22 protein-coding genes and 5 tRNA genes are annotated in these 23,856 nt (G+C 74.0%); 11 read left to right on the top strand and 16 right to left on the bottom strand.

All coding sequences use genetic code 11. From position 1 onward, the window contains the following. Window positions 1-52 precede the first annotated feature (52 nt). Window positions 53-3,370 carry a LamG domain-containing protein gene (locus ACGFI9_RS14380; protein WP_393178411.1) on the bottom strand — a complete coding sequence of 1,106 codons (3,318 nt, stop codon included), beginning with the start codon at window positions 3,368-3,370 and terminating at the stop codon, window positions 53-55. Between the two features lie 587 nt (window positions 3,371-3,957). Further along, the gene (locus ACGFI9_RS14375; protein ID WP_393178410.1) at window positions 3,958-4,965 is read right to left on the bottom strand and encodes an NAD-dependent epimerase/dehydratase family protein; all 1,008 of its coding nucleotides are present in this window, start codon (window positions 4,963-4,965) and stop codon (window positions 3,958-3,960) included. 668 nt (window positions 4,966-5,633) lie between these two features. Here ACGFI9_RS14375 and ACGFI9_RS14370 point away from each other — a divergent pair. Further along, a complete protein-coding gene (locus ACGFI9_RS14370; protein WP_393178409.1) occupies window positions 5,634-6,224 on the top strand; it encodes a hypothetical protein in 591 nt (196 codons plus the stop codon). A 129-nt stretch (window positions 6,225-6,353) separates the two neighbouring features. On the opposite strand, the gene ACGFI9_RS14365 is transcribed toward ACGFI9_RS14370, so the two are convergent. Further along, window positions 6,354-6,428 (bottom strand) — tRNA-Val (locus ACGFI9_RS14365). 55 nt (window positions 6,429-6,483) lie between these two features. Then, window positions 6,484-6,556: transfer RNA gene (locus ACGFI9_RS14360), tRNA-Gly, on the bottom strand. Between the two features lie 173 nt (window positions 6,557-6,729). Between ACGFI9_RS14360 and ACGFI9_RS14355 the strand changes: the two genes are divergently transcribed. Continuing rightward, window positions 6,730-6,969, top strand: a complete 240-nt coding sequence (locus ACGFI9_RS14355; RefSeq protein ID WP_393178408.1) for a DUF6458 family protein — start codon at window positions 6,730-6,732, stop codon at window positions 6,967-6,969. 87 nt (window positions 6,970-7,056) lie between these two features. Here ACGFI9_RS14355 and ACGFI9_RS14350 read toward each other — a convergent pair whose 3' ends face one another. Next, the gene (locus ACGFI9_RS14350; RefSeq protein ID WP_393178407.1) at window positions 7,057-7,875 is read right to left on the bottom strand and encodes an isocitrate lyase/phosphoenolpyruvate mutase family protein; all 819 of its coding nucleotides are present in this window, start codon (window positions 7,873-7,875) and stop codon (window positions 7,057-7,059) included. Between the two features lie 69 nt (window positions 7,876-7,944). Here ACGFI9_RS14350 and ACGFI9_RS14345 point away from each other — a divergent pair, with 69 nt between their 5' ends. After that, window positions 7,945-8,925, top strand: coding sequence for a helix-turn-helix domain-containing protein (locus tag ACGFI9_RS14345; RefSeq protein WP_393178406.1), 981 nt, complete (start codon window positions 7,945-7,947; stop codon window positions 8,923-8,925). Between the two features lie 72 nt (window positions 8,926-8,997). Here the strand turns inward: ACGFI9_RS14345 and ACGFI9_RS14340 are convergent. From ACGFI9_RS14340 to ACGFI9_RS14330, 3 genes are all read right to left on the bottom strand, one after another. After that, window positions 8,998-9,072, bottom strand: a tRNA-Val gene (locus tag ACGFI9_RS14340). Between the two features lie 13 nt (window positions 9,073-9,085). Next, window positions 9,086-9,156 (bottom strand) — tRNA-Cys (locus ACGFI9_RS14335). A gap of 34 nt (window positions 9,157-9,190) precedes the next feature. After that, window positions 9,191-9,263: transfer RNA gene (locus ACGFI9_RS14330), tRNA-Gly, on the bottom strand. A 281-nt stretch (window positions 9,264-9,544) separates the two neighbouring features. On the opposite strand from ACGFI9_RS14330, the gene ACGFI9_RS14325 reads away from it, so the two are divergent. Next, on the top strand, window positions 9,545-10,147 hold the full coding sequence (locus ACGFI9_RS14325; protein WP_393178405.1) for a TetR/AcrR family transcriptional regulator: 603 nt from the start codon (window positions 9,545-9,547) through the stop codon (window positions 10,145-10,147). A gap of 21 nt (window positions 10,148-10,168) precedes the next feature. Here ACGFI9_RS14325 and ACGFI9_RS14320 read toward each other — a convergent pair whose 3' ends face one another. Both ACGFI9_RS14320 and ACGFI9_RS14315 read right to left on the bottom strand, forming a co-directional pair. Beyond that, window positions 10,169-11,347: an alkane 1-monooxygenase gene (locus ACGFI9_RS14320; RefSeq protein WP_393178404.1), complete on the bottom strand. Its 1,179-nt coding sequence runs from the start codon at window positions 11,345-11,347 to the stop codon at window positions 10,169-10,171. A 149-nt stretch (window positions 11,348-11,496) separates the two neighbouring features. Continuing rightward, complete coding sequence (locus ACGFI9_RS14315) at window positions 11,497-12,429, bottom strand: hypothetical protein (protein ID WP_393178403.1); 933 nt, start codon at window positions 12,427-12,429, stop codon at window positions 11,497-11,499. A 95-nt stretch (window positions 12,430-12,524) separates the two neighbouring features. On the opposite strand from ACGFI9_RS14315, the gene ACGFI9_RS14310 reads away from it, so the two are divergent. The 4 genes from ACGFI9_RS14310 (at window position 12,525) to ACGFI9_RS14295 (ending at window position 16,524) form a co-directional block, all read left to right on the top strand. Beyond that, window positions 12,525-13,193 carry a class I SAM-dependent methyltransferase gene (locus ACGFI9_RS14310; protein WP_393178402.1) on the top strand — a complete coding sequence of 223 codons (669 nt, stop codon included), beginning with the start codon at window positions 12,525-12,527 and terminating at the stop codon, window positions 13,191-13,193. 9 nt (window positions 13,194-13,202) lie between these two features. Beyond that, complete coding sequence (locus tag ACGFI9_RS14305) at window positions 13,203-14,366, top strand: cytochrome P450 (protein ID WP_393178401.1); 1,164 nt, start codon at window positions 13,203-13,205, stop codon at window positions 14,364-14,366. Between the two features lie 428 nt (window positions 14,367-14,794). Next, on the top strand, window positions 14,795-15,727 hold the full coding sequence (locus tag ACGFI9_RS14300; protein WP_393178400.1) for an ABC transporter ATP-binding protein: 933 nt from the start codon (window positions 14,795-14,797) through the stop codon (window positions 15,725-15,727). After that, window positions 15,724-16,524 carry an ABC transporter permease gene (locus tag ACGFI9_RS14295; RefSeq protein WP_393178399.1) on the top strand — a complete coding sequence of 267 codons (801 nt, stop codon included), beginning with the start codon at window positions 15,724-15,726 and terminating at the stop codon, window positions 16,522-16,524. Before ACGFI9_RS14300 ends, ACGFI9_RS14295 begins: the two co-directional genes overlap by 4 nt. A 15-nt stretch (window positions 16,525-16,539) precedes the next feature. On the opposite strand, the gene ACGFI9_RS14290 is transcribed toward ACGFI9_RS14295, so the two are convergent. Genes ACGFI9_RS14290 through ACGFI9_RS14275 form a run of 4 tightly spaced genes read right to left on the bottom strand, consistent with a single transcriptional unit; the run spans window position 16,540 to window position 20,710 of the window. Further along, entirely contained in the window at window positions 16,540-17,163 is a 624-nt protein-coding gene (locus ACGFI9_RS14290) for a response regulator (protein ID WP_393178480.1), read from the bottom strand. 50 nt (window positions 17,164-17,213) lie between these two features. Further along, window positions 17,214-18,788 carry a sensor histidine kinase gene (locus ACGFI9_RS14285; RefSeq protein ID WP_393178398.1) on the bottom strand — a complete coding sequence of 525 codons (1,575 nt, stop codon included), beginning with the start codon at window positions 18,786-18,788 and terminating at the stop codon, window positions 17,214-17,216. Between the two features lie 54 nt (window positions 18,789-18,842). Further along, entirely contained in the window at window positions 18,843-19,577 is a 735-nt protein-coding gene (gene bioD, locus ACGFI9_RS14280) for a dethiobiotin synthase (protein ID WP_393178397.1), read from the bottom strand. Further along, window positions 19,574-20,710, bottom strand: coding sequence for an 8-amino-7-oxononanoate synthase (locus ACGFI9_RS14275; protein WP_393178479.1), 1,137 nt, complete (start codon window positions 20,708-20,710; stop codon window positions 19,574-19,576). The genes bioD and ACGFI9_RS14275 overlap by 4 nt, the downstream gene beginning before the upstream one ends. A 189-nt stretch (window positions 20,711-20,899) precedes the next feature. Here ACGFI9_RS14275 and bioB point away from each other — a divergent pair, with 189 nt between their 5' ends. The 3 genes from bioB to ACGFI9_RS14260 are packed head-to-tail and all read left to right on the top strand — an operon-like array spanning window position 20,900 to window position 22,601. Beyond that, complete coding sequence (gene bioB / locus ACGFI9_RS14270) at window positions 20,900-21,895, top strand: biotin synthase BioB (RefSeq protein WP_393178396.1); 996 nt, start codon at window positions 20,900-20,902, stop codon at window positions 21,893-21,895. Window positions 21,896-21,902: 7 nt separating this feature from the next. Then, window positions 21,903-22,091, top strand: a complete 189-nt coding sequence (locus ACGFI9_RS14265; RefSeq protein WP_393178395.1) for a hypothetical protein — start codon at window positions 21,903-21,905, stop codon at window positions 22,089-22,091. A gap of 3 nt (window positions 22,092-22,094) precedes the next feature. Beyond that, the gene (locus ACGFI9_RS14260) at window positions 22,095-22,601 is read left to right on the top strand and encodes a GNAT family N-acetyltransferase (RefSeq protein ID WP_393178394.1); all 507 of its coding nucleotides are present in this window, start codon (window positions 22,095-22,097) and stop codon (window positions 22,599-22,601) included. Between the two features lies 1 nt (window position 22,602). Here the strand turns inward: ACGFI9_RS14260 and ACGFI9_RS14255 are convergent, their stop codons facing one another. Both ACGFI9_RS14255 and ACGFI9_RS14250 read right to left on the bottom strand, forming a co-directional pair. Beyond that, on the bottom strand, window positions 22,603-23,130 hold the full coding sequence (locus tag ACGFI9_RS14255) for a GNAT family N-acetyltransferase (RefSeq protein ID WP_393178393.1): 528 nt from the start codon (window positions 23,128-23,130) through the stop codon (window positions 22,603-22,605). Between the two features lie 49 nt (window positions 23,131-23,179). After that, a complete protein-coding gene (locus ACGFI9_RS14250; RefSeq protein WP_393178392.1) occupies window positions 23,180-23,710 on the bottom strand; it encodes a DUF488 family protein in 531 nt (176 codons plus the stop codon). Between the last annotated feature and the right edge of the window lie 146 nt (window positions 23,711-23,856).

The raw sequence follows: 23,856 nt of genomic DNA, 5'->3' as shown, positions 1-23,856 counted from the left end.
CGACAGTTGCCGCGCCAGCTGCTCCCGTCCTGCCGGCCGAGGTGATCGGTTGCTACTCCGTCGGGGTCACCGGATCGGTGGACTCCGAGTCGGAGAGGGTCTGCACTGCGGCGTCCGTCAGCGCGCCCTGGTACAGCCGAAGGTCGTCGATACCGCCCAACCAGCGGTTCACCATCGCCGGGGTGCCACCGGTGGGGGTCCAGAGGGCACCGCCCACCGTCAGGGGACCGGTGGCGTCGAAGGCCCCAGTGAAGGTGTCGAACGACACGGTGGACTTGAGCGACCCGTTGACGTAGAGGCGGATCTGCCGCTGGCTGGCGTCGTACACGCCGACCAGATGGGTCCAGGCGGAGACCTCGACGTCATCGGTCACCGGGACCTGGACCGCGGCCTCCCGGTAGCTGCCGCCGCTGCCGCCGTCGCTGTCCGCGCTGTACACCGTGAAGGTCCAGGTCAGCTGCGTCGCACCGTTGACCGTGGTGGCCCGCTGGCCGAGGTAGAACGAGGAGATCTTGGCGCCGCGCTGGGCCACCGCCGTCTGCGTTCCACCGAGAATGCTCGGTCGGACCCACACCGACACCGAGTACGACTGGTCGGTGTGGAGCACCCGGCCGTCCTGCCAGACCGGGTTCTGCGGCTCGCCGATGTTGTCCTGTGACCAGCCGTACTCCCGAGTGGTGAGCCCGTAGTAGGGATCCGACGGGTCCTCGACGAAGTGACGATCGTCGAGCAGGAGGAAGTCGCCGCGGCTGTCGGAGCCGACCTCGCTGCCCTGGGTGAGGGCCAGCCGGCGCCCGAACTGTCCCGCCTCGGGAGCGCTGCACAGGGTCGGATCGGTGGACGCCTCGTAGCACGGCGTCGTGCCCTGGAAGTCCCACTGCCCCACCTGTACGGGCTGGAGAATGCCGGGCTCGTTGAAGCCGCCGGAGGCCGGATCGTCGGCGCGCTGGCCGGTGAAGTCGTGCCCGACCAGCACCCGGTCGTAGGCCTGCACGTCGGCGATCTGCCCGACACCGGTATTACTCATCCCGCTGCCCCACTTGGCCCAGCCGACGTGGAATTTGCCGGTGGCGTTCCAGGTGGGTGTCCGAGTCGCGGTCCCGGCAAGCGTCCCGTTGACGTACAGGCGCATCTCACCCGACGTCGAGTCGTAGACGGCCGCGAGGTGGGTCCAGACATTCGGAGTAGCCGGGGCGAAGACGAACGAACCGGCAGTGCTGGTCCCGTCCGTGTTGTACATCGAGAAGCCCCACTGCTTGGTGCTCGGGACGTAGTAGAGGCTAAAACCGTTGGTCGTGACGCCGTCCTGCGAGACAACGCTCTTGCAGCACGCGGTGTCCGTCGCGGTGGCCCGCGCCCAGGCGGCAACGCTGAATGACGTGGTGGTGTTGACCACCGGTCCGCTCGTCTCAGCCTGGCTGCCGCTTCCGACCATGGTCGCGGTCTCGCCGCGGATCAGGCGCGCGTCCCTGCTCCAGGCGACGTTCTGCGCGGTCAGCGGGGTGTCACCGCCGAGGGTCGGCTGGGTGTCGGCCAAAGCCTGCGCCTGCGTCATCCCCGGATAGCTCTCCAGGCCCCAGCGCGCCACCGCCGGGGTCGGCCGATCCGCCTTGAACTCCACGGAGCTGTAACCGACGTTGCCGGCCATGTCCACTGCGGACACGTAGAGGATGTTGAGACCGTACTTGGGCACGACCAGCGACGCGCCGGCCCTCATGGAGCAGGACGGCTCGGCCGGCGGCCTCAGCGCACACGCCTTGACGGCGGTCACCTCGGTGGTCGCGGACGTCCAACCGTAGCGGAACTTCGTCACGGTCGTGTCGGATGAGCTGAGCGAGAAGGTCGCAACCGTGCCGGGAAGCGGGTTGGGGCTCGAGGTGAGCGACGCTGTCACCGGAGGGATGCCGGTGGCGACGGTGAACTCGCACCAGGCGGACCAGGCGCTGGTCTTGTCGTACGGCGACGGGTCGGTCGACTTGGCGCGGAACGCGTACGACTTGCCGTCGACCAGGCCGGAGAGCGGGAAGGTGGTGGAGCGGTCGCCGGCAGCCACGGACGCGCCGGCCGGCGGGGTCTTGCGCGGGGTTGAATCGTCGTACCCCCGGTCGGGGATCTCCAGCCACTCGTACGCGGTCGTCAGGGCCTGGGTGGTGTCGGCGTCGGGGAACTTCGCCGAGAAGGTCGGGGTCAGGGTGCCGATGCCGATGCGCTGCCCGCTCAGGCAGGCCACCCCGGACACCTGGAGGTTGTACGGGGCGCCGGGGATGGAGTCGAAGTCGACGACCAGCTTGGCGCTGTCGGGGAACCACTTCTTCCACCGGTCGGTGGTCGACTCGCCGGTGCCGTCGGTGGCGCTGCACGCACAGAACCCGAACGTGATGGTGCTCAGTTCGCTGGTGGCGTGGGTCTGGATGATGCTGGTGACCGCGGAGCCGGTGAAGTTGACCGTCATGTCCGGCTGCGGCGAGTCCGCGCAGCCCGAGCCCTCGTTGGCGTGCGACTGCGCGGTCGACCTCAGGCTGTTCAGCTTCGGCGCCCAGTTGGTGCGCGGCGTCGTGGCGATACCCGCCGAGTGGTACATGTAGGTCGGCGTGTTGTCGCAGGACCACGAGTGGTCCAGCTTCATCTGCACGTACGCCGACTCGATGTGCTTACCCTTCATCGACGACAACGGGAAATCGAAGTACGAGCGGTAGATCTTCCCGCTGTCCGGGTCCCTGCCGACGCGGGCCACTGACGTGTCGGTGTTGTTGGTGTTGTTGTTCGTCGCGTACGCCCACCGCGACTTGCCGGTGGACCAGGCGGGGTCGATGAACACCGGGAACGCCGACGACTTCGCCAGCAGGGCGGTGTCCGGCCGCAGCACCAGATCACCACCGGCCACCTCGACCCCGACCGCGGCGGTCTTCGCCACGTCACCCGGCGCGGCGGCCGTGGACCGGCCCGGCTGGCCACCACCCTGACCCGCACCGCTGGCCGCGGCCCGCGCCGCCGCCGACGGGGTGGTGTTCGAGTCCCACATCACCGCCGGCTCCGCCGACGCGAGCACGTCGGTACCGGCGACCGCGGACAGCCGTCCATCCAGGCCACGCACCACCCGGGCGTCACCACCCAGCTCGAACCGCAGCGCCCGCAACGCCGGATTCGCCGCCGCCTGCGCGGTCTTCACCGCGAACACATGCGTGAACCCGGTCCGCGTGGCCCGCAACACCAGATCGGTACCCGGCAACACCTCGGGGTACGTGGCGGAGTCGCCGTTGACCGTCGGCTTCGGCAACCCACCCGGCCACGACAACGTCAACGACTTGCCCTGCCGGACCAAGGTGACGGCCGGGCCCTTGCCACCGGCCGAGAACCGCACGTCCGCCACCGACGCCACCGGCCGCAACGACCCACCCGCACCCGCACGCAGCGACAGGTCCACATCCGCCCACGAACCATCCGCACGCCGAACCCGCTGCGGCACCACCGCCGACTCCGCCGTGAACCCACCCGACGGATTCGCGAACACCTGCGTCAACTCGGTGCGCGCCGACGCCACCTCGACCCGGTGGCCGGAGCGCTTCGCCTGCGCCGCGGCCGACGCGGCGTCCGGCGCAACCGTCGGAGTCGCTGAGGCAGAAGCAGGCGCCGCCGCCACGACCGGCGACGGCGCCACCAGAAGGGAACCCACGACCACAGCCGCAGCACCGGCGGCGACGACCCGGGAACGTCTCAGTAGGAAGGCAGGCAGCATCCAGCGGCCAGTCGCCATCTCAACCCCCGTGATTGGAAGATGTGAACCAGTCGCGCGAACTGTATGGCCTGCGGCAACACCTGTCTATATCCATCACGATCAGTGAGGAGGTAACGGACACCCACCACGCAAACGGATCGACGGGCAACTGCCCGTGACGCTCTTCAGCCGGGCCTCCGGTCCCGCCGCCGTGCGTCCGGTGCGACCCTCCGGATTCCCGGTCAGCTCCGGGTCACGGTGCCGGCCAGCAGTGCCGCCTCCCGCTCCGGGTCCAGGCCCACCGGTGCCCGCGCCGGCCGGCCCGCCCGCGCCGGCACCCGGCCCACCTCGCGTAGCCAGCGCCAGGTGTCCTCGACCGTCTCGGCCACCGGCCGGCAGACCAGCCCCGCCGCGTACGCCCGCTCGACGCCTCGCTCCTGCAACCAGCGGTACGGGTGCCCCTGCGGGACCCAGATCGGCAGGTCGTTCCACGGCTCCACCCCGGCCGCCAGGATCGGCTCCGGGTCCGTCCACCGCAGCGTCGCGGCCGACCCGGTCGCCGCGACCGCCGCGTCGAGCAGCTCGCCCATCGTCGCGTGCCCGGTCCGACTGATCACGTTGTACGCCCCGCCGACGCCCTCGCTTCCCCGGTCCAGCAGCCAGTTCGCCAGGTCCCGTACGTCGATGTACTGCAGCGGCAGGTCACGCGGCCCCGGGGCGAGCACCTCGCCGCCCCGGGCGACCCGGTGCAGCCACCAGGGGAGCCGGCCGATGTCCTCCCCCGGCCCGAGGATCAGCCCGGCCCGGACCAGCAGCGCCCGGTCGCCGTAGACCGCCGCCGCGGCCCGCTCCCCGCCCGCCTTGTTCCGCGGGTAGTCCCCGTCGCCCGCGTCCGCCTCGGCGTCGACCGTCGGTGCCTCCTCCCCCACACCTGAGGCCACCGGTTCGGCATACACCGAACCGCTGGAGACGTAGACGTAGTGCGGCACCGCGTCGACGAGGGTCCGGGCGGCGTCCCGCACCGCCCGGGGCGCCCCATCCCAGGTGTCCACCACCAGGTCCCACTCGCCGCCGCTGAGCGCCGCCAGCCCGTCCGGCGCCGTCCGGTCCCCCCGCAACCGGTGCACGCCCGCCGGCACCTCCCCGTGCATCCCCCGGTTGAACACCGTCACGGACCAGCCCCGACGCACCGCCTCCCGCACCGTGGCCCCACCGACGAATCCCGTCCCGCCAAGCATCAGCAGTCTCATGCGTCCCACCCTGCCCGCCGCCATCCGCTTCCAGGAGCCCTGTTCACCGGGAGCGGATCTGCCGTGGGCAGAAGCAGTTCGCTGATTCGCCCCGCGCGGTGTTCGCGGGGTCCGTGGTCTACGGATGCCGACTCCCGAGTGGATCCCGCGGGGTCACGGTCCGTGGTGGTCGCCCTGTCGGGTGTGGCCCGCCGTGCCCGGCTCCGGGCGGTCAGGCTTGCTCCCTGCGTTGTGCGTGCGTTGTCCGGTTGTCGCATCGCGTTGCCTCGATGGGTGGAACGTCATGGAGGTCTCCGGGCTCCGGAGACGTCCATGACGTTCCACTGACCGCGCCCGGGCGCTGGCCTGAGCGTGCCGAGTGGGTGGTGTGTCCGGTTTGTGGGTGTGGTTGGCGGCATCCGCAGGCCGGAATGGTGGGCGGCCGGGGGTCGTTGAACACGGGTGAACGGCCGAGGAAGACCGCCCCGCGCGGCGGGGTGCAGGGCCCGGAATGATGCTGGGTCGCCGGTCGTTACACATGGTCCCGGCGCCGCGAAGAGGCCAAGCCCCGCGAGCCGGATCCCCCCAAGACTTTCCCCCTTTTTCGAGCGCCTGACGGTGCTTGCGCACACCGCGAAGCCGACCCCCATCGGCGCGTGTGTGCGCCAACCCCCGAACGGAGCTTTCCCATGAACACGATCTTCCGTAAGAGCGTTCTTGGTGTTGCTGGCCTGGCCTTCACCGGTGGTGTGTTCGCCGGTCCGATCGCCGCTCACGCCGACGCCCGCCCCGTCGAGGGCAAGCCCGTCGCGGTGGCCGTGCAGGCTGACAAGCCGGACGCCAGCAAGCTGATCCCGCATGGTGTGCAGGGCGCGCAGTCGCGGATCGACCTGAACGACGAGCAGGTCGCGAATGTGAAGGCGATCATCGCCGCGACGAAGAAGGCGGGTCTGCCGGAGCGGGCCGCGGTGATCTCGATCGCCACCAGCCTGCAGGAGTCGAAGCTGGAGAACCTGGGCCACCTCGGCGACAAGAACGACCATGACTCGCTGGGCCTGTTCCAGCAGCGGCCGTCCTCGGGTTGGGGTTCGCCGGAGCAGATCACTGACCCGGAGTACGCGACCCTGGCGTTTCTGAAGGGTCTGAAGCAGGTCGACGGGTGGCAGGACATGCCGCTGACCGAGGCCGCCCAGACCGTGCAGGTCTCGGCGTACCCGGACGCTTACGCCCAGTGGGAGCAGCAGGCCGCCGACATCGTCGCCCAGCACTGGAACAGCTGACCCACCCACAGCACACGAAAGCCGCTGGCCGGCACCCCGAGACAGGGGTGCCGGCCAGCGGCGTATCCGCCCGAGTCAACGACGACGAAGGCTCGTCACTCAAGAGTGACGAGCCTTCGCGCGGATATCTGGTGGGCGATACTGGGTTTGAACCAGTGACCTCTTCCGTGTCAAGGAAGCGCGCTCCCACTGCGCCAATCGCCCGAGCGACCGCCGGGTCGGAACACCGGCCACGGTCCCCCGCGAGGGGCGGATCGCGAGCGGACGACGGGATTCGAACCCGCGACCCTCACCTTGGCAAGGTGATGCGCTACCAGCTGCGCTACGTCCGCGTTGTCGCCGGCTCGCGTCGGCGACGGGGAGAACTGTACCCGATGACAAGATCGTCGGTCGAACCGACCCACGGGCTGTCCGCCCGCCCCGGCAACCACCTGCGGTTGGGCCGGTGACCGGCTGGGTACTGACTTCCATCGACAGCACACCACGTCCCCTGAAGGAGGCTGTCGTGGGAATCGGTACCAGCATCTTCCTGATCGCGGTCGGCGCCATCCTCACCTTCGCGCTGAACGCCCACATCGGCGGGGTCAGCCTGGACGTCGTCGGCTGGATCCTGATGGCGGCCGGCGTACTCGGCCTGATCATGACCACGCTGGTCTGGGGCCGCCGCCGCGAGGTGGTCACCACCACCGAACCGACGGAGTACCGGCGGGTCGAGGAGCGACGGGACGTCGCCCCGCCGCTCTGATCCGGCAGTGCCCGGGGCCGACGGAGCTGATCGGTCCCGCCGGTACGGGAACGGGGGTGCCGTCGGGCGCCCCCGTTCCCGTACCGGTCAGCGGCGCATCAGTTCGTTGAGCGCGCCGTAGTCGACGCCGTCGGCCAGCGCGCCGTACGTGCCGGCGCCGAACGCCTCCTCGGCGGCCCGGCGGGCCACCGCGTACGCGGCCTCGGCAACCGCGGAGCCGAGGCTGACCCGGGCCACCCCGAGCTTCGCCAGCTCCGGCACCGACGGGGCGCCCGGTCCGGCCAGGACGTTGAGCGGGGCCGGGATCGCCTCGACCAGGGCGTTCACCGTCTCCGGGTCGACCGTGCCGGGCACGAACACCCCGTCGGCCCCGGCCGCCAGGTACGCCTCGGCCCGCGCCACCGTCTCGCCGATCCCGCCGACGCCCCGCAGGAACGTGTCGACGCGGGCATTGACGTACAGCGGGATGCCGGCCCGGTCCGCGGCGGACCTGACGGCGGCCAGGCGGGCGCACTGCTCCTCGACCGGGCGCAGCGGCGTCTCCCCGCCGTGCCGGGCGTCCTCGACGTTCACACCGACGGCGCCCGCCGCGAGCACCGCGGCGACCGTGGTGGCGACCTCGTCGGCGGTGTCGCCGTACCCGGACTCGATGTCGGCGGTGACCGGCAGCGGCACCGCCGCGGCGACCCGCCGGACCAGGTCGACGGCGGCCTCGCGGCCGAGCGCGTCCCCGTCCGGGGCGCCGAGGCTCCAGGCGACGCCCGCGCTGGTGGTGGCGACGGCGCGGGCGCCGGCGGCGGCGACGATCCGGGCGCTCGCCGCGTCCCAGGCGTTGACCAGGACCAGCGGCTCGCCGGGGACGTGCAGGGAACGGAAGTGCAGGGCTCGGGTGTGGTGATCGTTCACCCGGCCAGTCTGGGACGGCGCGGCCCGCCGCCGTATTGTTTCAGTCCCAGATGAAACGAAGGGGGCGGCGTGGTCGCGATCGGGCTGTCGGCGGGTGCCGTGGCGCGGGTCCGCTTCGCGCTCTCCTGCCTGTGGGAGGTGATCGCCGGGGTGCGGGTGCTGCGCGATCCGGGCCAGCACGCCATCCACCTGCCCTGGGCCAACCGGGTACGACCGCGGCTGGCCGGGGCGGGCCTGCTCGACCCGGACGCCGGGCTGCTCTGGCAGCTCGTCCCGCCCGCGCCGGGGTACCTGGCCGACTTCCTCACCCCGCCGCCGGTCGGCCTGACCCCCGACCTCGGGCAGGAGCTGGCCGCCCTGCGCGCCACCCCGCCCGACACGGTCCGCGCCCACCTGGACCTCTATCCCGGTCCCCGGCCGTCGGCGCTGGCCGCCCTGTACGCCGACCCCGAGGCCGGACTGCGCCGGCTCGCCGGGGAGATCGAGACGTACTGGCGGCTGGCCCTGGCCGGCGACTGGCCACGGATCCGGGCGGTGCTCGACGCGGAGGTGTTCCACCGGGCCCGGCGGCTGGCCGAGGACGGCGCGGCCGGGCTGCTCAACGACCTGCACGAGCGGGTCCGGTGGGAAGGCGACGCGCTGCTGATCAACCAACGGCACTGCGCGGCCCCGGACGTGCCGGACGGCGCCGGGCTGGTCCTGGTGCCCTCGGTCTTCGTCTGGCCGTCGGTGCTGAGCATCGCGGCCGGGGACGTGTCGCAGCTGGCGTACCCGGCCCGGGGCGCCGGGGCGCTGTGGGAGTGCCCGACGACCGCGCCGGACGCTCTGGGTGCGGTGCTCGGCCGGGGCCGGGCGCGGCTGCTGGCCGAACTGGACGCGCCCCGCTCGACCACCGAGCTGGCCCGCCGGACCGGCCTGTCCCCCGCCGGGGTGTCGCAGCACCTCACCACGCTGCGGGCGGCCGGGCTGGTGGTGACCCACCGGCAGGGCCGGTCGCTGCTGAGCAGCCGGACGGCCGTCGCGGAGGCGCTGCTCAGCGCCTCGGCGTGAGCCGCCGACGGGTGGGAGAAACAGAATGGCTCGTCACCGGTGTCCGGTGACGAGCCGTCTGCTCATCGGTACTGGTGGGCGATACTGGGTTTGAACCAGTGACCTCTTCCGTGTCAAGGAAGCGCGCTCCCACTGCGCCAATCGCCCTCGTCTACTGCCGAGGTGGAGACGGGATTTGAACCCGTGTACACGGCTTTGCAGGCCGTTGCCTCGCCTCTCGGCCACTCCACCGAGGTTGCCCCCGACATGCGTGGCGGCATCTCCGAGCGGACGACGGGACTCGAACCCGCGACCCTCACCTTGGCAAGGTGATGCGCTACCAACTGCGCTACGTCCGCGTGCCCCCGGTGTTTCCCGGTGACGGATGAGAACTTTAGCCGAGCCCGGGAAGGGTTGCCAAATCGGGGTGCCTTCCGGGCGCGTCCGGGTGACCCATGACCCGCCTCCCAGAGCTTCCTAGGAGCCTGGGCGGATGGTCCGCGCCCGATCGCGGGCCGGTGGGCTGGGAAAACGCCCGCGACCCGCCGGTCGGGCAACTGTCCGGGATCCGACTGTAGCCCGCCCGACCGACCGCATCGGTAACTCCTCGTGGTCACTCGGATGGGCTACGGTAACGGGCGTGACGAGACGCGCCGCCGAGATCCGCCTGGATGCCCTGCTTCGCACGGCCTGTGACGTGATCGCGGAACGGGGACTCGCCAACACCCGCACGGCCGACGTGGCGGAGGCCGCCGGGGTCAGCCAGGCCCTGGTCTTCTACCACTTCGCCACCAAGGACCGGATGCTCGCGCAGGCCTTCGCGTACGCCGTCGAGCAGGACCTGGCCAAGCTCGACGCGGTGGTCCGCTCCTCGGCCCCGCCGCTGGCGAAGCTGCGCCGGATGCTCCGGCTCTACGCCCCGACCGGCCGGAGCACCTCCTGGTCCATGTGGATCGACGGCTGGGCCGAGTCGCTCCGGACCCCGGAGCTGGAGAAGGTCTCCCGCCGGCTCGACCTGCGCTGGCGGCAGGACCTCGCCGCGGTGATCGCCGACGGGGTGGCCGAGGGGACCTTCGACTGCCCCGACCCGGCGGGCGCGGCGTGGCGGATCAGCGCGGTGATGGACGGCCTCGCGGTGCAGCTCGCGGTGCACGAGCGGGTGATCACCCGGCGGCAGATCGCCGAGTGGATCCGGCTGGTGGCCGCCCGGGAGCTGGGCCTGGAGCCGGCCGCGCTGGACTGATCCGGACCGGAAGGGCGGTTCTCAGCCCGCGTACCCCTCGGTGGTGGCCGCCCGGCGACGGCGCTGGCGCTCCCGCAGCCGGTCCCGGGCCGGCGGGTGGACGTTGGCCAGTTCGAGGTCGCCACCGTAGTGGGCGAGCACCCGGTGGTCCATGACCCGCCGCCACAGCGGCGGCACCAGGGCGGTGACCACCATGCTGGCGTAGCCGGCGGGCAGCTGCGGCGAGGAGTCGAAGCTGCGCAGCGTCTGGTAGCGGCGCAGCGGGTTGGCGTGGTGGTCGCTGTGCCGCTGGAGCTGGAAGAGGAAGACGTTGGTGACGATCCGATCGCTGTTCCAGCTGTGCCGCGGGTCGACCTTCTCGTAGCGGCCGGCGGCGGTGCGCTGCCGGGCCAGCCCGTAGTGCTCCAGGTAGTTGACCACCTCGAGCAGGGAGAAGCCGACCACGGCCTGGAGCGCGAGGAAGACCAGCACGCCGGGGCCGAAGGCGACCGCGAGGACCGCGTAGAGCAGCACGGTCATCGCCCAGGCGTTCAGCACGTCGTTGCGCCAGGTCCACGGGGTACGGCCGCGCAGCCGGAACCGCCCGGTCTCCAGCCGCCACGCCGAGCGCAGGCTGCCCCAGACCGTACGCGGCCAGAAGGCCCAGAAGCTCTCCCCCAGCCGGGAACTGGCCGGGTCCTCCGGGGTGGCGACGCGGGTGTGGTGCCCCCGGTTGTGCTCGACGTAGAAGTGCCCGTACGCGGTCGGCGCGAGCGCGATCTTGGACAGCCAGCGCTCCGCCGTCTCGCGCTTGTGGCCCAGTTCGTGGGCGGTGTTGATGGCGATACCGTCGACCACTCCGACGGTGGCGACCAGACCGGCGGCGGCCACCCAGGACAGGTCGTTCCCGGCCCACACCGCGCAGCAGAGCACCAGGGCCGCGTACTGGGCGGGCAGCCAGAGGTAGGTGAGCCAGCGGTAGTAGCCGTCCGCCTGGAGCGCGGGCACCACCTCCTCCGGCGGGTTCTCCCGGTTGTCCCCGATGAGCAGGTCGACCACCGGGATCACGCCGAAGACCACCACCGGGGTGAGCCACCAGGCCCAGGTGGCGCCGGTGGCGTGCCAGACCGCCCAGGCGATGAAGGGCAGCACGGGGACGAGCAGGGCGAGCGGCCAGAGCGGTTTGCGGGTGTCCCGCCAGGGTGTCGTGTCGGTACGCATCGTCAGCCTCCGATCCGTTGACTCGTGTCCCGACTGTGGCAGCCGTCACCCGGTTTTACAAGAGGAGACCTTTTGTAAAGTGCCTCGAGGCTCGGACAGACCACGGGGCCGGGAGGTCGCCCTCCCGGCCCCGATCGGCGCGGTACCCCCTACCGCCACCGCTTCCGGGCGCCCGGCCGCTCGAAGGCCAGGCGCGGGTCCTCCTCCACCTCGGCCGGGCGCAGCAGGCGCCGCATCCGCAGCAGCAGCCCGGCGCCGAGGAAGAGCAGCAGGCCACCGAGGAGGAAGGCCCCCTGGACCACGCCGAACCCGCCCGCGGCGGAGACCGGCCGGCCCGCCGCGCCGGGCGGCGGCAGCTCGGCCACCGCCTCGTCGGTCGGGGTGGCCTCCGCCGGGTCCCCGGTCGCCGGTTCCTCCGTCGCCGGGTCGGTCGGCTCGGCGGTGCTCCCCGTCGGCTCCGGCGCCGCCCCGGTCGGCGCGACCTCGGCGTCCTCCCCCACCACCTGCCGGGTGGCGGTCTGCCGGGCCAGCAGGCGCAGGCTCTGGTCGTACGCCTCCGCGGCGAAGCTCACCCGGCCCCGGGTGACGTCCTCGGCGAAGGCCACCCGGTACCGGGCGGTGACCGTACGGCCCGGGCAGAGCAGGCCCGGATCCAGCTCGCGGTCGGTCAGCCGGGCCACGTCCCCCTCGGTGCGGATCTCCAGGGGAAAGGAGCCGTCGTCCTCCACCCGGTCCACCTTCACCTGGTCCAGCCGCAGGCCCCGCACCTCCAGCAGCATCGACCAGCGCACCTTCACACAGCCGCCGCCGTCGGACCGGGACACCACCGCGGAGAGCGTCTCCACCCGGTCGCCGGCGGTGAACTCGTCCGGCAGTCCACTCAGCTCGGTGGAGAACGGGGCCGCCGCCCGGGCCGGCACGGCCGCGCCGAGGCCCGCCCCGAACAGGCAGCTCAGCACCACCCCGATCCGCAGCACGTACCGCCACACGCCCACCACCGCCTCGCCCTCCCGCCGGTCGCGTCCACCCGAGACGCTATGAGCGCCACCGGCGGGCCGGTAGACGGGCGTGTTCGCACGCACCGCCAACTGCGGGGGGCGGTATCACCGACCGTGGTGAACCGGTCACGCCCGCCCCGCGACACGCCCGGGATCCGGCCGTACGACAGAATCACCGGGTGTCCGACCTGTCCGCGGCCTTCGTCCGACTGCATGCCCGGCTCGCCCCGGTCGCCTTCGTTCCCGAGGTGCGGCTGCACCAGGCCGACGAGCCGATCGGCCTGTGGGAACTGACCGAGGGCGAGTTCCGCAGCGCCCAGCCGCCGCCGTTCTGGGCGTTCGCCTGGGCCGGCGGGCAGGCGCTGGCCCGCTACGTCACCGACCATCCCGAGCTGGTCGCCGGCCGGCGGGTGCTCGACCTCGCCTCCGGCTCCGGGCTGGTCGCCATCGCCGCCGCCCGCGCCGGCGCGAGCGCCGTCCGCGCTGTCGAGGTGGACGAGCGGGCCGTCGCCGCCGTCGCGCTCAACGCCGAGGCCAACGGGGTACGCGTGGCCGCCGAACTCGGCGACATCCTCGACGGCGACGCCGGGGACGCCGAGGTGGTGCTCGCCGGGGACGTCTTCTACAGCGAGGCGATGGCCCGGCGGATGCTGCGCTTCCTGCTCCGGGCCGCCCGGTCCGGGGCCCGGGTGCTGGTCGGCGACCCCGGTCGGGCGTTCCTGCCCCGCGAGCGCTTCCACGAGCTGGCCGCCTACGACGTGCCGGTGACCGAGGCGCTGGAGAGCGTACGGGTGAAGCGCACCACCGTGTGGGAGCTGGACCCGGCTCCGCCGGGAGCCGCCCGCTAGCGTGTCGAGGTGCTGTTCCGGGGCTGGGGGGAGTCCGTCGACGGGCCGTGGCCGGACGCCGCGACCGTGGTCGACCACGTCGGCGTGCCGCACCTGGTGGTGACCCGGCACGCCCTGGTCCGGCGGCTGCTCACCGATCCGGAGACGTTCCGGCCCGACAACGCCCTCGACGCGGTGACCCCGATCCCGGTGGCCGCCCTGCGGGTCCTGGCCGGGCACCGGTTCCGGCTGCCCCCGACCCTGGCCAACAACTCGTCGGCCAGCCACCCGGAGATCCGGGGGATCGTCGCCGACGCCCTGCACCCGGACCGGGTGGCCGCGCAGCAGCCCTGGCTGACCGATCTGGTCCGGCACCGGGTGGCCCGGCTGGCCGCCGCCCTCGACGCCGGCGAGCCGGTCGACCTGTACGCAGAACTCGCCGCCGACCTGCCGCTGCTGGTGCTGGCCCGGTTGGTCGAGCTGCCGGACGCCCCGGTCGGCGCGGTCAAGGACTTCGCCCGGGCCGCGCTGGAGCTGTTCTGGGCCCCGCTCGACGAGGCACGGCAGCTCGCCCTGGCCGCCGAGGTGGGGCGGTTCCACACCGTGCTGCGCGCCTTCGCCGCGACCGGCGGCGGGCTGGCCGCCCGGCTGCGCGACGCCGGGCACTCGCCCGACGTGGTGGTCGGTGCGCTCTTCTTCCTGCTGGTCGCCGGCCAGGAGACCACCTCGCAGTTCCTCACCCTGCTGCTGCACCGCCTCACCGGCGAACCGGAGGTCCGGGCCGGGCTGGGTCGTGGCGAGGTCGCGGTCGCCGACGTGGTCGAGGAGGGGCTGCGGCTGGAGCCGCCGATCGTCACCTGGCGGCGGGTCGCCGCGGTCGACACCACCCTGGGCGACGTCGCGGTCCCGGCCGGCACCAGCATCGTGGCGTGGCTGGCCCGGGCCGGCCGCGACGCGACGGTGGTCGCCGCGCCGGACGAGTTCCGGCCGGGGCAGCGCGGCTCCCGCCGGCACCTGGCCTTCGGGGCGGGGGCGCACCGGTGCGTGGGGGCGCAACTGGCCCGGATGGAGGCGGCGGTGGTGGTCGCCGAGGCGACGTCGCTGCTCGACGGGGTGACCGTCGTGCGCCCACCCTGGTGCCCGGACAACCTGACCTTCCGGATGCCGGACGCGTTCGTGGTCCGCCGGGCCTGACGGCCACCGGGGCCGGGCGTCTTCCCGAGCCACGCCGCACACCCGCCGACATCCCGAGCGACGCCACGGCAGACAGGTCCCGCGTGCCTTTGGAGCTGATGTCGCAGACGACTCACCGGTGCAGGAGGCGCGGGCCGGTAGTCAGACATCCCCGACAAGTCGGCGGAACGCGAGTCCTCCGGGCCGGCGCGCTGATATCGCATCCGACTCAGCTCGACAGCAAGGCAGAGGTGGGCGGCCAGCGCGCGGGATCCGCGCAGCCCGGCCGGGCCGGCTGATGTCGTATCCGACTCGGCTCCAGAGCACGGTCAGGGTGACCCGCCGGCGGCGGCGGTCCAGAGACGGCCCGGCCGACCTGACCAAAGTCAGGGTGGAGCGTCGCCGATCGACGGCAGTGCGAAGGCCCTCCCGCTGCCTACCGTCGGCGCATGATCACACTTCGTGGGTTGACGAAACGGTTCGGGACGGCGACCGCGGTCGACGACCTGACCGTCGACATCGGACCGGGGCAGGTCACCGGCTTCCTCGGCCCCAACGGCGCGGGCAAGTCCACCACCATGCGGATGGTGCTCGGGCTGGACCGGCCGACCGCCGGCCGGGCCCTGGTCAACGGCCGGTCGTACCGGGAGCTGCGGCACCCGCTGCACGAGGTCGGCGCGCTGCTCGACGCGACCGGCGTGCATCCGACCCGCTCCGGCCGGGCGCACCTGTGGGCGATGGCCCGCAGCAACGGCATCCCGGCCCGCCGGGTGGACGAGGTGCTCGACCTGGTCGGCCTGGACGGGCGGGCCGCCGCCAAGCCGGGCCGCGCGCTGTCGCTGGGCATGGGCCAGCGACTCGGCATCGCCGGCGCGCTGCTCGGCGACCCGCCGGTGCTGCTCCTGGACGAGCCGGTCAACGGCCTCGACCCGGACGGGGTGCGGTGGATCCGCCGGTTCACCCGGAGTCTCGCCGACGAGGGCCGGACCGTGCTGATCTCCAGCCATCTGATGAGCGAGATGCAGCAGACCGCCGACCGGGTGGTGGTGCTCGGCCGGGGCCGGCTGATCGCCGACGCGCCGCTCGCCGAGCTGATCGCCGCCCGGCCGGCCGCCTCCGTCCGGGTCCGCGGCCCCGAGCCGGCCGGCCTGGCCGCGCTGGGCGCGCGGCTGGCCGCCGAGGGGGCCAACGTGGCGCCGGACGGCGACGGGCTGACCGTCCGCGGCGCCCCCGCCGCCCGGGTCGGCGACCTGGCGTACGAGCTGGGGGTGCGGGTGCACGAGCTGACCCCGGTGGCCGCCTCGCTGGAGGAGGCGTTCCTGGAGCTCACCGCCGGCAGCGTGGAGTACGCCGCCGACCCGACCGGACAGGGGACCCGATGACCACCGCCATCCCGGCCCGACCCGCACCCACCACCGGCCCCTTCGTCGGGGCGGTGGCCGCCGAATGGACCAAGCTCTGGTCGGTCCGATCCACCTGGTGGACGGTGCTGGCGGCGGCGCTCACCATGGCCGCCACCGCCGCCCAGCTCGCCATCTACGCGGTCAACGCGAACACCGACGACGACCCTGCGGTCGGCCCGGGGATTCTCGGGGTCGGCGAGATCGTCACCGGCTCGCTGGAACTCACCCAGTACGTCGTGCTCGCCCTCGGCCTGTTCGCGATCAGCAGCGAGTACGCCACCGGCACCATCCGCACCACGCTGCGCTGCACCCCGTCGCGGAGCCGGGTGCTGCTGGCCAAGGCCGTCGTGGTCGGCGCGGTGACGTTCCTGGTCGGGCTGCTGCTCGGCGGGATCGGCGCGGTGGTCGCCCGGCCGGTGCTCGGCGAGTGGGGACGCGCCCCGCTGGGCGGGACGGTGGGCGATGTGCTCGCCTCGGCCACGTACCTGGCCCTGGTGGGAGTGCTGGCGCTGGGCCTGGCGGCGGCGTTGCGCGGCGCGGTGCTCACCCTGACCGTGCTCTTCGCCCTGCTGATGATCGTGCCGCTGTCGTTGCAGGAGCCGGGCATCACCGTGCTCACCCGGATCGCCGACGGGTTCCCCGGCGTGGCCGGCAACCACTTCCTGGCCGGGGAGAGCGACCCGTACCCGGCGGTGGTCGGGCTGCTGCTGCTCGCCGGCTGGGCGGCCGCCGCGCTGGCCGTCGGCCGCTGGGCGCTGGCCCGGCGCGACGCGTGACCGGGGCGGGGCTGGTCAGCCGGTCGGCGGGACCAGCCCCGCCTCGTACGCCAGGATCGCCGCCTGCACCCGGTTGCGCACGTCGAGCCGGGTGAAGATGCTGGTCAGGTAGCTCTTCACGGTGCCCTCGACGAGGTGCAGGCGGCGGGCGATCTCGGCGTTGGACAGTCCCGCCCCGACCAGCGCCAGCACCTCCCGTTCCCGGTCGGTGAGCCCGGCCAGCCGGTCCCGGGCGTACGGGGTCCGGGCCATCCGGCCGCTGCTCAGCTCGATCACCCGGCGCGCCACCCGGGGCGACAGGTACGCCCCGCCGTCGGCGACCGCCCGGATCCCGGCGAGCAGTTCCCGGGGATCGCCCGACTTGAGCAGGAAGCCGCTCGCCCCGTGGCCCAGCGCCCGGGCGATCAGGTCGTCCTCGCCGAACGTGGTGAGCATCACCGTGGCGGTCTCCGGCACCAGGCGACGGATCTCCGCCGCCGCGCTGAGCCCGTCCCACCGGGGCATCCGGATGTCCAGCAGCGCCACCCGGGGCCGGTGGGCGCGGACCAGCTCGACGGCGGCGCGGCCGTCCCCGGCCTCGCCGACCACCTCGATCCCCGGGTCGGCGGCCAGGATGGCCCGTACCCCGGCACGGACCATCGCCTCGTCGTCGGCGAGCACCACCGGCAGGGGGTGCTCGTGGTCGTCGGTCACCGCGTGATCCGCTCCTTGCTGACCAGTCGGCCGTCGGAGAAGCAGAGCCGCCAGGTCGGCTCCGCGAAGGGGAAGTTGCCGTCGGTGTAGTACTCGCAGCCGGCCGGGGCGTCGGCGGTCGGCGGGTCCGCCTGCCGCTCGGGCAGCCCGAGGCCGTCCCGGGGGTCGCCGAGACGCAACCGCTCGTACCCGGTCCGGTCGAGCACCGCGCCCGCGGTGGCCAGCGGGTAGTAGACCAGGGCGAGCACCAGGGCGAGGACGGCCGGGGCACCGAACGCGACCAGCAGGCTGCGCCGCACCCGCCGCCGGGCGTCCCGCAGCCGTCGCGCCGCCTCGGCGGGCCGGTCGCCGGCCGGCGACGCTCCACCCGGCCCGGGGTCCTTGCCCGGCCAGGTCAGCGACACTCCATCCGGCATGGGCCGGTCGGCCTGCTCGACCGCCGCGTCGGCGGCCAGCGGCAGGCGTGCCGAGACCACGAAACCACCGGCCCGGGGTCCGGCGTCGAACACGCCGCCGGCGAGGCGGACCCGCTCGCGCAGGGCGAGCAGCCCGGAACCGTGCGACGCCGGCCCCGGCAGCGGTCCGGCCGGGGCCGGGCCGTTCACCACGCTGACCGCCACCTCGCCGCCGGCCCGGTCGACGGTGACCGTCACCGGGGCGTCGGGGGCGTACCGGGCGGCGTTGGTCAGCGCCTCCCGCACCACCCGGTGCACGGCGTGCGCGGTGAGCGGGGGCAGGTCCGCCTTGTCCGGCCCGGCCCGCAGCTCGACCGCCATCCCGGCGTCCCGGGCCCCGTCGACCAGCTCCGCCACGCTCTCGTCGGCCGGTCGCAGGGAGCCCGGCCGCTCCTCGCGGAGCACGCCGATGATGTCGTGGAGTCGTTCGGTGGCGGTGGCCACGCTGGCCCGCAACTCGCCGGCCGCGGCCCGGTGGGCGGGGGCCAGATCGGCGGCCAGCTCCAACGCGGCGGCACGCAACGCGATCAGGCTCAGGTCGTGGCCGAGCGAGTCGTGCATCTCCTGCGCGATCCCGGCCCGCTCCCGCAACCGGACCCGGTCCACGGCGGCCCGCCGCTCCCGCTCCTCCGCCTCGGCGTGCCGCCGTCCCGCCTCGGCCAGGGCCCGCTGCTGCCGGCGGAGCCGGCCGAGCAGCCACGGGAAGACCCCGGCGAAGAGCAGCACCGAGGCGAGCAGGAACCAGGTCCCCGGCCCGGTGCCGAGCAGGCCGAGGTTGAGCGCGGTCCCGGCGACCGCGATCACGCCGAAGAGCACCGCCACCCGCCCGGCGCCGGCGCTGCGCCGCCCGGCGAGGTAGCTGAACACCGGGATCGCGAAGACGAAGTTGCCGTCCAGCAGCGAACCGAACACCACCGCCACCAGCGCCGCGAGCGGCGCCCGGCGGGCGACCGCCACCGCGAGGGCGAGCAGCGCCAGCGACCCGACCAGCAGCGGCACCGCGTACGGCGGCCAGGGCGGGGTGAGCCCGGCGTACGCCACCGGCGCGGAGACCGCGGCCCACAGCAGCACGTCGCCGAGGTGTCGCCGGCCCGTCGGCGGATCGTCGGATGCCACGGCGGTCACGCTACCGACACCCGTTCGGGCCGGACACCGACGAAAGTCAGGTGCTCAGCTGGCGTCCTCGGCCCAGGCGCGCCAGTCGTCCAGCACGCCGTAGAGGGCCGGGGTGAGCCAGCCGGGAGCGGAGCGGCGGAACACGCCCGGGTCCATCGCGCCGGCCCCCGTCGGCACCGCGCCGAGCAGGTTCGGCACCAGGTCGGACAGGTTGAGCCAGTGCACCAGCTCCGGCTCGGCGGGCCAGGCGCCGATGACCACGCCCGCCGGGATCGCCCGGCGGTCCAGCGCCTCCAGGGTGAGCGCGGTGTGGTTGAGCGTGCCGAGGCCGGCCCGGGCCACCACCACCGCCGGCGCGCCCAGCGCCACCGCCAGGTCGGCCACCGTCCAGGGCTCGCCCGACGGCCGCAGCCCCATCGGTACGAGCAGCCCGCCGGCCCCCTCGACGAGCACCAGGTCGTGCTTGTCGCTCTCCTCGCGGATCGCGTCGACGGCGGTGTAGAGCTCCAGCGGTTCCAGCTCGGCCACCCGGGCCGCGGCCAGCGGGGCGAGCGGGTCCGGGTAGCTGGCCAGGGTCCGGCCGGTGAGCGGGGCGGCCAGCCGGGTCACCGAGTCGACGTCGCCGGGCTCGCCGGTGGCCGTACCGGTCTGGCCCGGCTTGACCACCGCGACCCGCAGCCCGGCGGCCTGCGCCGCCGCCGCGATCGCCGCGGTCACCACCGTCTTGCCCACCTCGGTGTCCGTGCCGGTCACCAGCACCGGCCCGGTCCAGCCGTTGCCGTTGCTCATGGTGCACACCCCGCAATCACGTCGAGGGCCCGCTCGAAGTCCTGCCGGGCCACCCCGGCGCTGATGGTCAGCCGGAGCCGGGAGCGGCTGTCCGGGGTGGACGGCGGCCGGAAGCAGCCCACCGCGACACCCCGGTCCCGGCAGTCGGCCGCCCAGGCGGTCGCCGCCTCCGGGCCGGGGGCGGTGACCGATACCACCGCCGCGTCGGGGGCGGAGACCGCCAGCCCGGCGGCGCCGAGCCGGCGGACCGCGAGGGCGGCCCGCTCGGCCAGTTCCGCGCGCAGCGCGTCGCCGGACCGGGCCAGCCGCACCGCGGCCAGCACACCGGCCGCCACCGCGGGCGGCGGGGCGGTGTCGAAGATGAACGTCCGTCCGGTCTCCACCAGGTGCCGGACGAACTCGGCCGGCCCGGCCACCACGCCGCCGGCCCCGCCGAGCGCCTTGGAGAGGGTGGCCGTGACCACCACGTCCGGCTCGCCGGCCAGCCCGGCGGCGGCCACCCCGCCGGCTCCGGCGGGGCCGGTGACGCCGAGCGCGTGCGCGTCGTCGACCAGCAGCAACGCCCCGTACCGGCGGGCCACGGCGTGCAGCTCGGCGAGGGGGGCGAGGTCGCCGTCGACGGAGAAGACCGACTCGGTGACCACCACCGCGGGCCGGCCGGGCGCGGCGGCGAGCGCGGCGGCCACCGCGTCGACGTCGGCGTGCGGGGTGACCACGGTCTCCGCGCCGGAGATCCGGCAGCCGTCGATCAGCGAGGCGTGGTTGTGGGCGTCGGAGACGAGCAGCGTACGCGGCCGCACCAGGCCCCGGACGGCGGCCAGGTTGGCCAGGTAGCCGGAGGAGAAGACCAGCGCCCGGTCGGTGCCGAGCCAGTCCGCGAGGGCGTCCTCCAGGGCGTGGTGCGCGTCGGTGGAGCCACGCACGAGCCGCGACCCGGTCGCGCCCAGCCCGTACGCCGACAGTGCCCGCGCGGCGGCGGCGGTGACCTCCGGGTGGGTGGCCAGGCCGAGGTAGTCGTTGCCGGCCAGGTCGACCACGGCGTCGCCGGCCGCACGCGGATGCAGCGTGCGGGTGAGCCCCGCCTTCGCCCGCAGCTCGGCGCGGCGGTCCAGGGCCGCCAGCCAGTCCGCCACCGTCACGTACCTCTCCGCCGATCGTCGCCCCGCAGGGCACTTCCGCCGGGCGAAGTTACCACCCGGCGGACGGGCCCCGGCGTGGCGCGGGCCGGCTCGCCGGGGTGGCCGGACCGCTGGTCGGGGCCGGCTCGGGGGGCCGGACGCGGCCGTTCCGGGCCGCCGCGGCGGCCTTGTAGGGTACGAGCCATGCCAGAGATCCTCGACCAGGCCCGGACCCAGGTGCTGGAGAACGGCGTCGGCCTCGACGAGGCCGGTGTCCTCGCCGTGCTGAACCTGCCCGACGAAGACGTCCCCGCCGCCCTGCAGCTCGCCCACGAGGTACGGATGCGCTGGTGCGGCCCGGAGGTCGAGGTCGAGGGCATCGTGTCGCTGAAGACCGGGGGCTGCCCGGAGGACTGCCACTTCTGCTCGCAGTCCGGCCTGTTCACCTCGCCGGTCCGCTCGGTCTGGCTGGACATCCCCGCGCTGGTCGAGGCGGCGAAGCAGACCGCGGCGACCGGGGCGACCGAGTTCTGCATCGTGGCCGCCGTACGCGGCCCGGACGCCCGGCTGATGAAGCAGATGCGCGAGGGCGTGGCCGCCATCAGGGCGGAGGTCGACATCCAGGTCGCCGCGTCGCTGGGCATGCTCACCCAGGAGCAGGTCGACGAGCTGGTCGAGATGGGCGTGCACCGCTACAACCACAACCTGGAGACCTGCCGCTCCTACTTCCCGAACGTGGTCACCACGCACTCCTGGGAGGAGCGCTGGGAGACGCTGAAGATGGTCCGCGAGTCGGGCATGGAGGTCTGCTGCGGCGGCATCCTCGGCCTGGGCGAGACGGTGGAGCAGCGCGCCGAGTTCGCCGCGCAGCTGGCCGAGCTGGACCCGCACGAGGTCCCGCTGAACTTCCTCAACCCGCGCCCGGGCACCCCGCTCGCCGACCGTCCGGTGGTGGAGGGCAGGGACGCGCTGCGGGCCATCGCCGCGTTCCGGCTGGCCATGCCGCGCACCATCCTCCGGTACGCGGGCGGCCGGGAGATCACCCTCGGCGACCTGGGCACCCGGGACGGCCTGCTGGGCGGCATCAACGCGGTCATCGTCGGCAACTACCTGACCACGCTGGGCCGGCCGGCGACCGACGACCTGAAGCTCCTCGACGACCTGAAGATGCCGGTGAAGGCGCTGTCGGCGACCCTGTGAGGCGGAGATGACGGTGACCGAGCTGTGGTGCGACCGCTGCGGTGCGGAAGCTTCCGTGCCACACGAGGCGTGCGCGGCCGCGCGGGCGCTGGAGCCGCCGCGCTACTGCGTCCACTGCCGGCGGCGGATGAAGGTGCAGGTGGTGCCGGCCGGCTGGTCGGCGGTCTGCGTCGAGCACGGCGAGATCCGGGGCTGACCCGTGCTGCGGGGACGGGCGGTGACGCTGCGGCCGGCGACGGACGACGACGTGCCCGGCCTCGCGGCCATCCGGGCCACCCCGGAGGTGCGCCGCTGGTGGCGCGGCGACGACGACCTGGCCGCGGCGGTCCGCGCCGACCTGGCCGACGACGAGCTGACCGTGTACGCCATCGAGCACGAGGGCAAGCTGGTCGGCGCGATCCAGTGGTACGCCGAGACCGACCCGGACTACCGCCACGCCAGCCTGGACATCTTCCTCGACCCAGCGGTACGCGGCGCCGGCCTCGGCGGGGATGCCATCCGCACCCTGGCCCGGCACCTGGTCGAGGAGCACGGCCACCACCGGTTCACCATCGACCCGGCGGCGGCCAACACCGCGGCGATCCGGGCGTACGCGAAGGTGGGCTTCCGCCCGGTGGGCATCATGCGCCGCTACGAGCGCGGCGCGGACGGCCGCTGGCACGACGCCCTGCTGATGGACCTGCTCGCCGACGAACTGCCCGACTGAGTCAGCGGGTACGGATCCAGTAGCGGCGGGTCCGGCCCAGCTCGGTGTCCCGTACGTCCTCCAGCACGCCGCCGTGCCGCTCGATGGTCCGGGCGGAGGGGCGGTTGCCGTCCACGCAGGTGACCAGGACCCGGTCGATGCCCCGCCGGGCCGCCTCGGCGAGCGCCGCGCCGAGCGCGAAGGTCGCCACCCCCCGGCGCCGGGCCGAGGGGCGCACGCCGTAGCCGATGTGGCCGCCGGCGTTGCGCAGGAAGTCGTTGAGCCGCAGCCGCAGCGAGATCGCCCCCAGCACCTCGTCGCCCTCGACGATCCACCAGTAGATCGCGGGGACCAGGCCGCCCGGCAGCGGCCGGGACTCGTCCGCGCCGTCGCGCAGCCGGCGCACCCAGTCCGCGAAGCCCTCCGGCGAGTCCACGTCGTCGCTCGGTTTCAGTCCGCTGCCGTCCTGGTGCACGCCCCGCCCCCAGTCGTCCCGGGCGGCCAGCCACGACCGGTGCAGGCGGGCGGTCGGGGTGATCAGCTCCGGCATGCGGGCAGGGTATCGGCGCGCCCCGTGGCCAGCCACCGAGTTCCGGCGGTCAGCCGTCCCAGATCAGGTGCCCGTCGGGGAGGCGGCGTGCCCCCTCGGCCGGGCGGTGCGGGCTGAGCCGGCCGTCCGGCATGAGGTGCGACACCGTCACCCCGCGCCCGAGCACGGCCACGTCGGCGATCAGCCGCCGGTGGCAGCGCCACCACACGCTCTCGCTGCACATCACCGCCGTGGTCCGCCGTTCCACGTCGGCGAGCAGGTCGTCCAGCGCCACGTCGAACTCCGGTGTCCGGGTGTACGCGGCGTACGCCCGGAAGGCCGCGACCGTCCACCAGGTGTCCGGCTCCGGCTCCCCGGCGCGGACGTGCCGGCGGCCGCCGAGGCGGGGCTCCCAGCGGTAGCCGATCCCCCGCTCCGGCAGCCACTGTTCAAGCGCCTCCCGCCGGACGTCCGGGTTGGTCCGGCTGGCCGGGTAGCGCCGCACGTCCACGACGAGGACGATCCCCGCGCCGGCCAGCAGCTCCGCGAGCCGCTCCCGGTCGGCGGCCCCGTGCCCGACGGTCAGCAACTCCCGCTCCACCGGGCCAGCTTGCCCCGCTGCGCCAGCGTCCGCCCGGTAAACCAAGCCGAAGCTGGTCGACCCCCGAGTCGCCGCCGGCCGGCGGTCAGCCGGGGCGTGACTCACCCCCCAGCGTGTCCGACACCGGTCGGTGCCGGACACGCTGG

The sequence above is a fragment of the Micromonospora sp. NPDC048930 genome (assembly GCF_043197935.1).
Lineage (GTDB): Bacteria > Actinomycetota > Actinomycetes > Mycobacteriales > Micromonosporaceae > Micromonospora.
The sequence above is the reverse complement of the archived record's forward strand: the minus strand, read 5'-3'. Positions and strand labels throughout refer to the sequence as shown.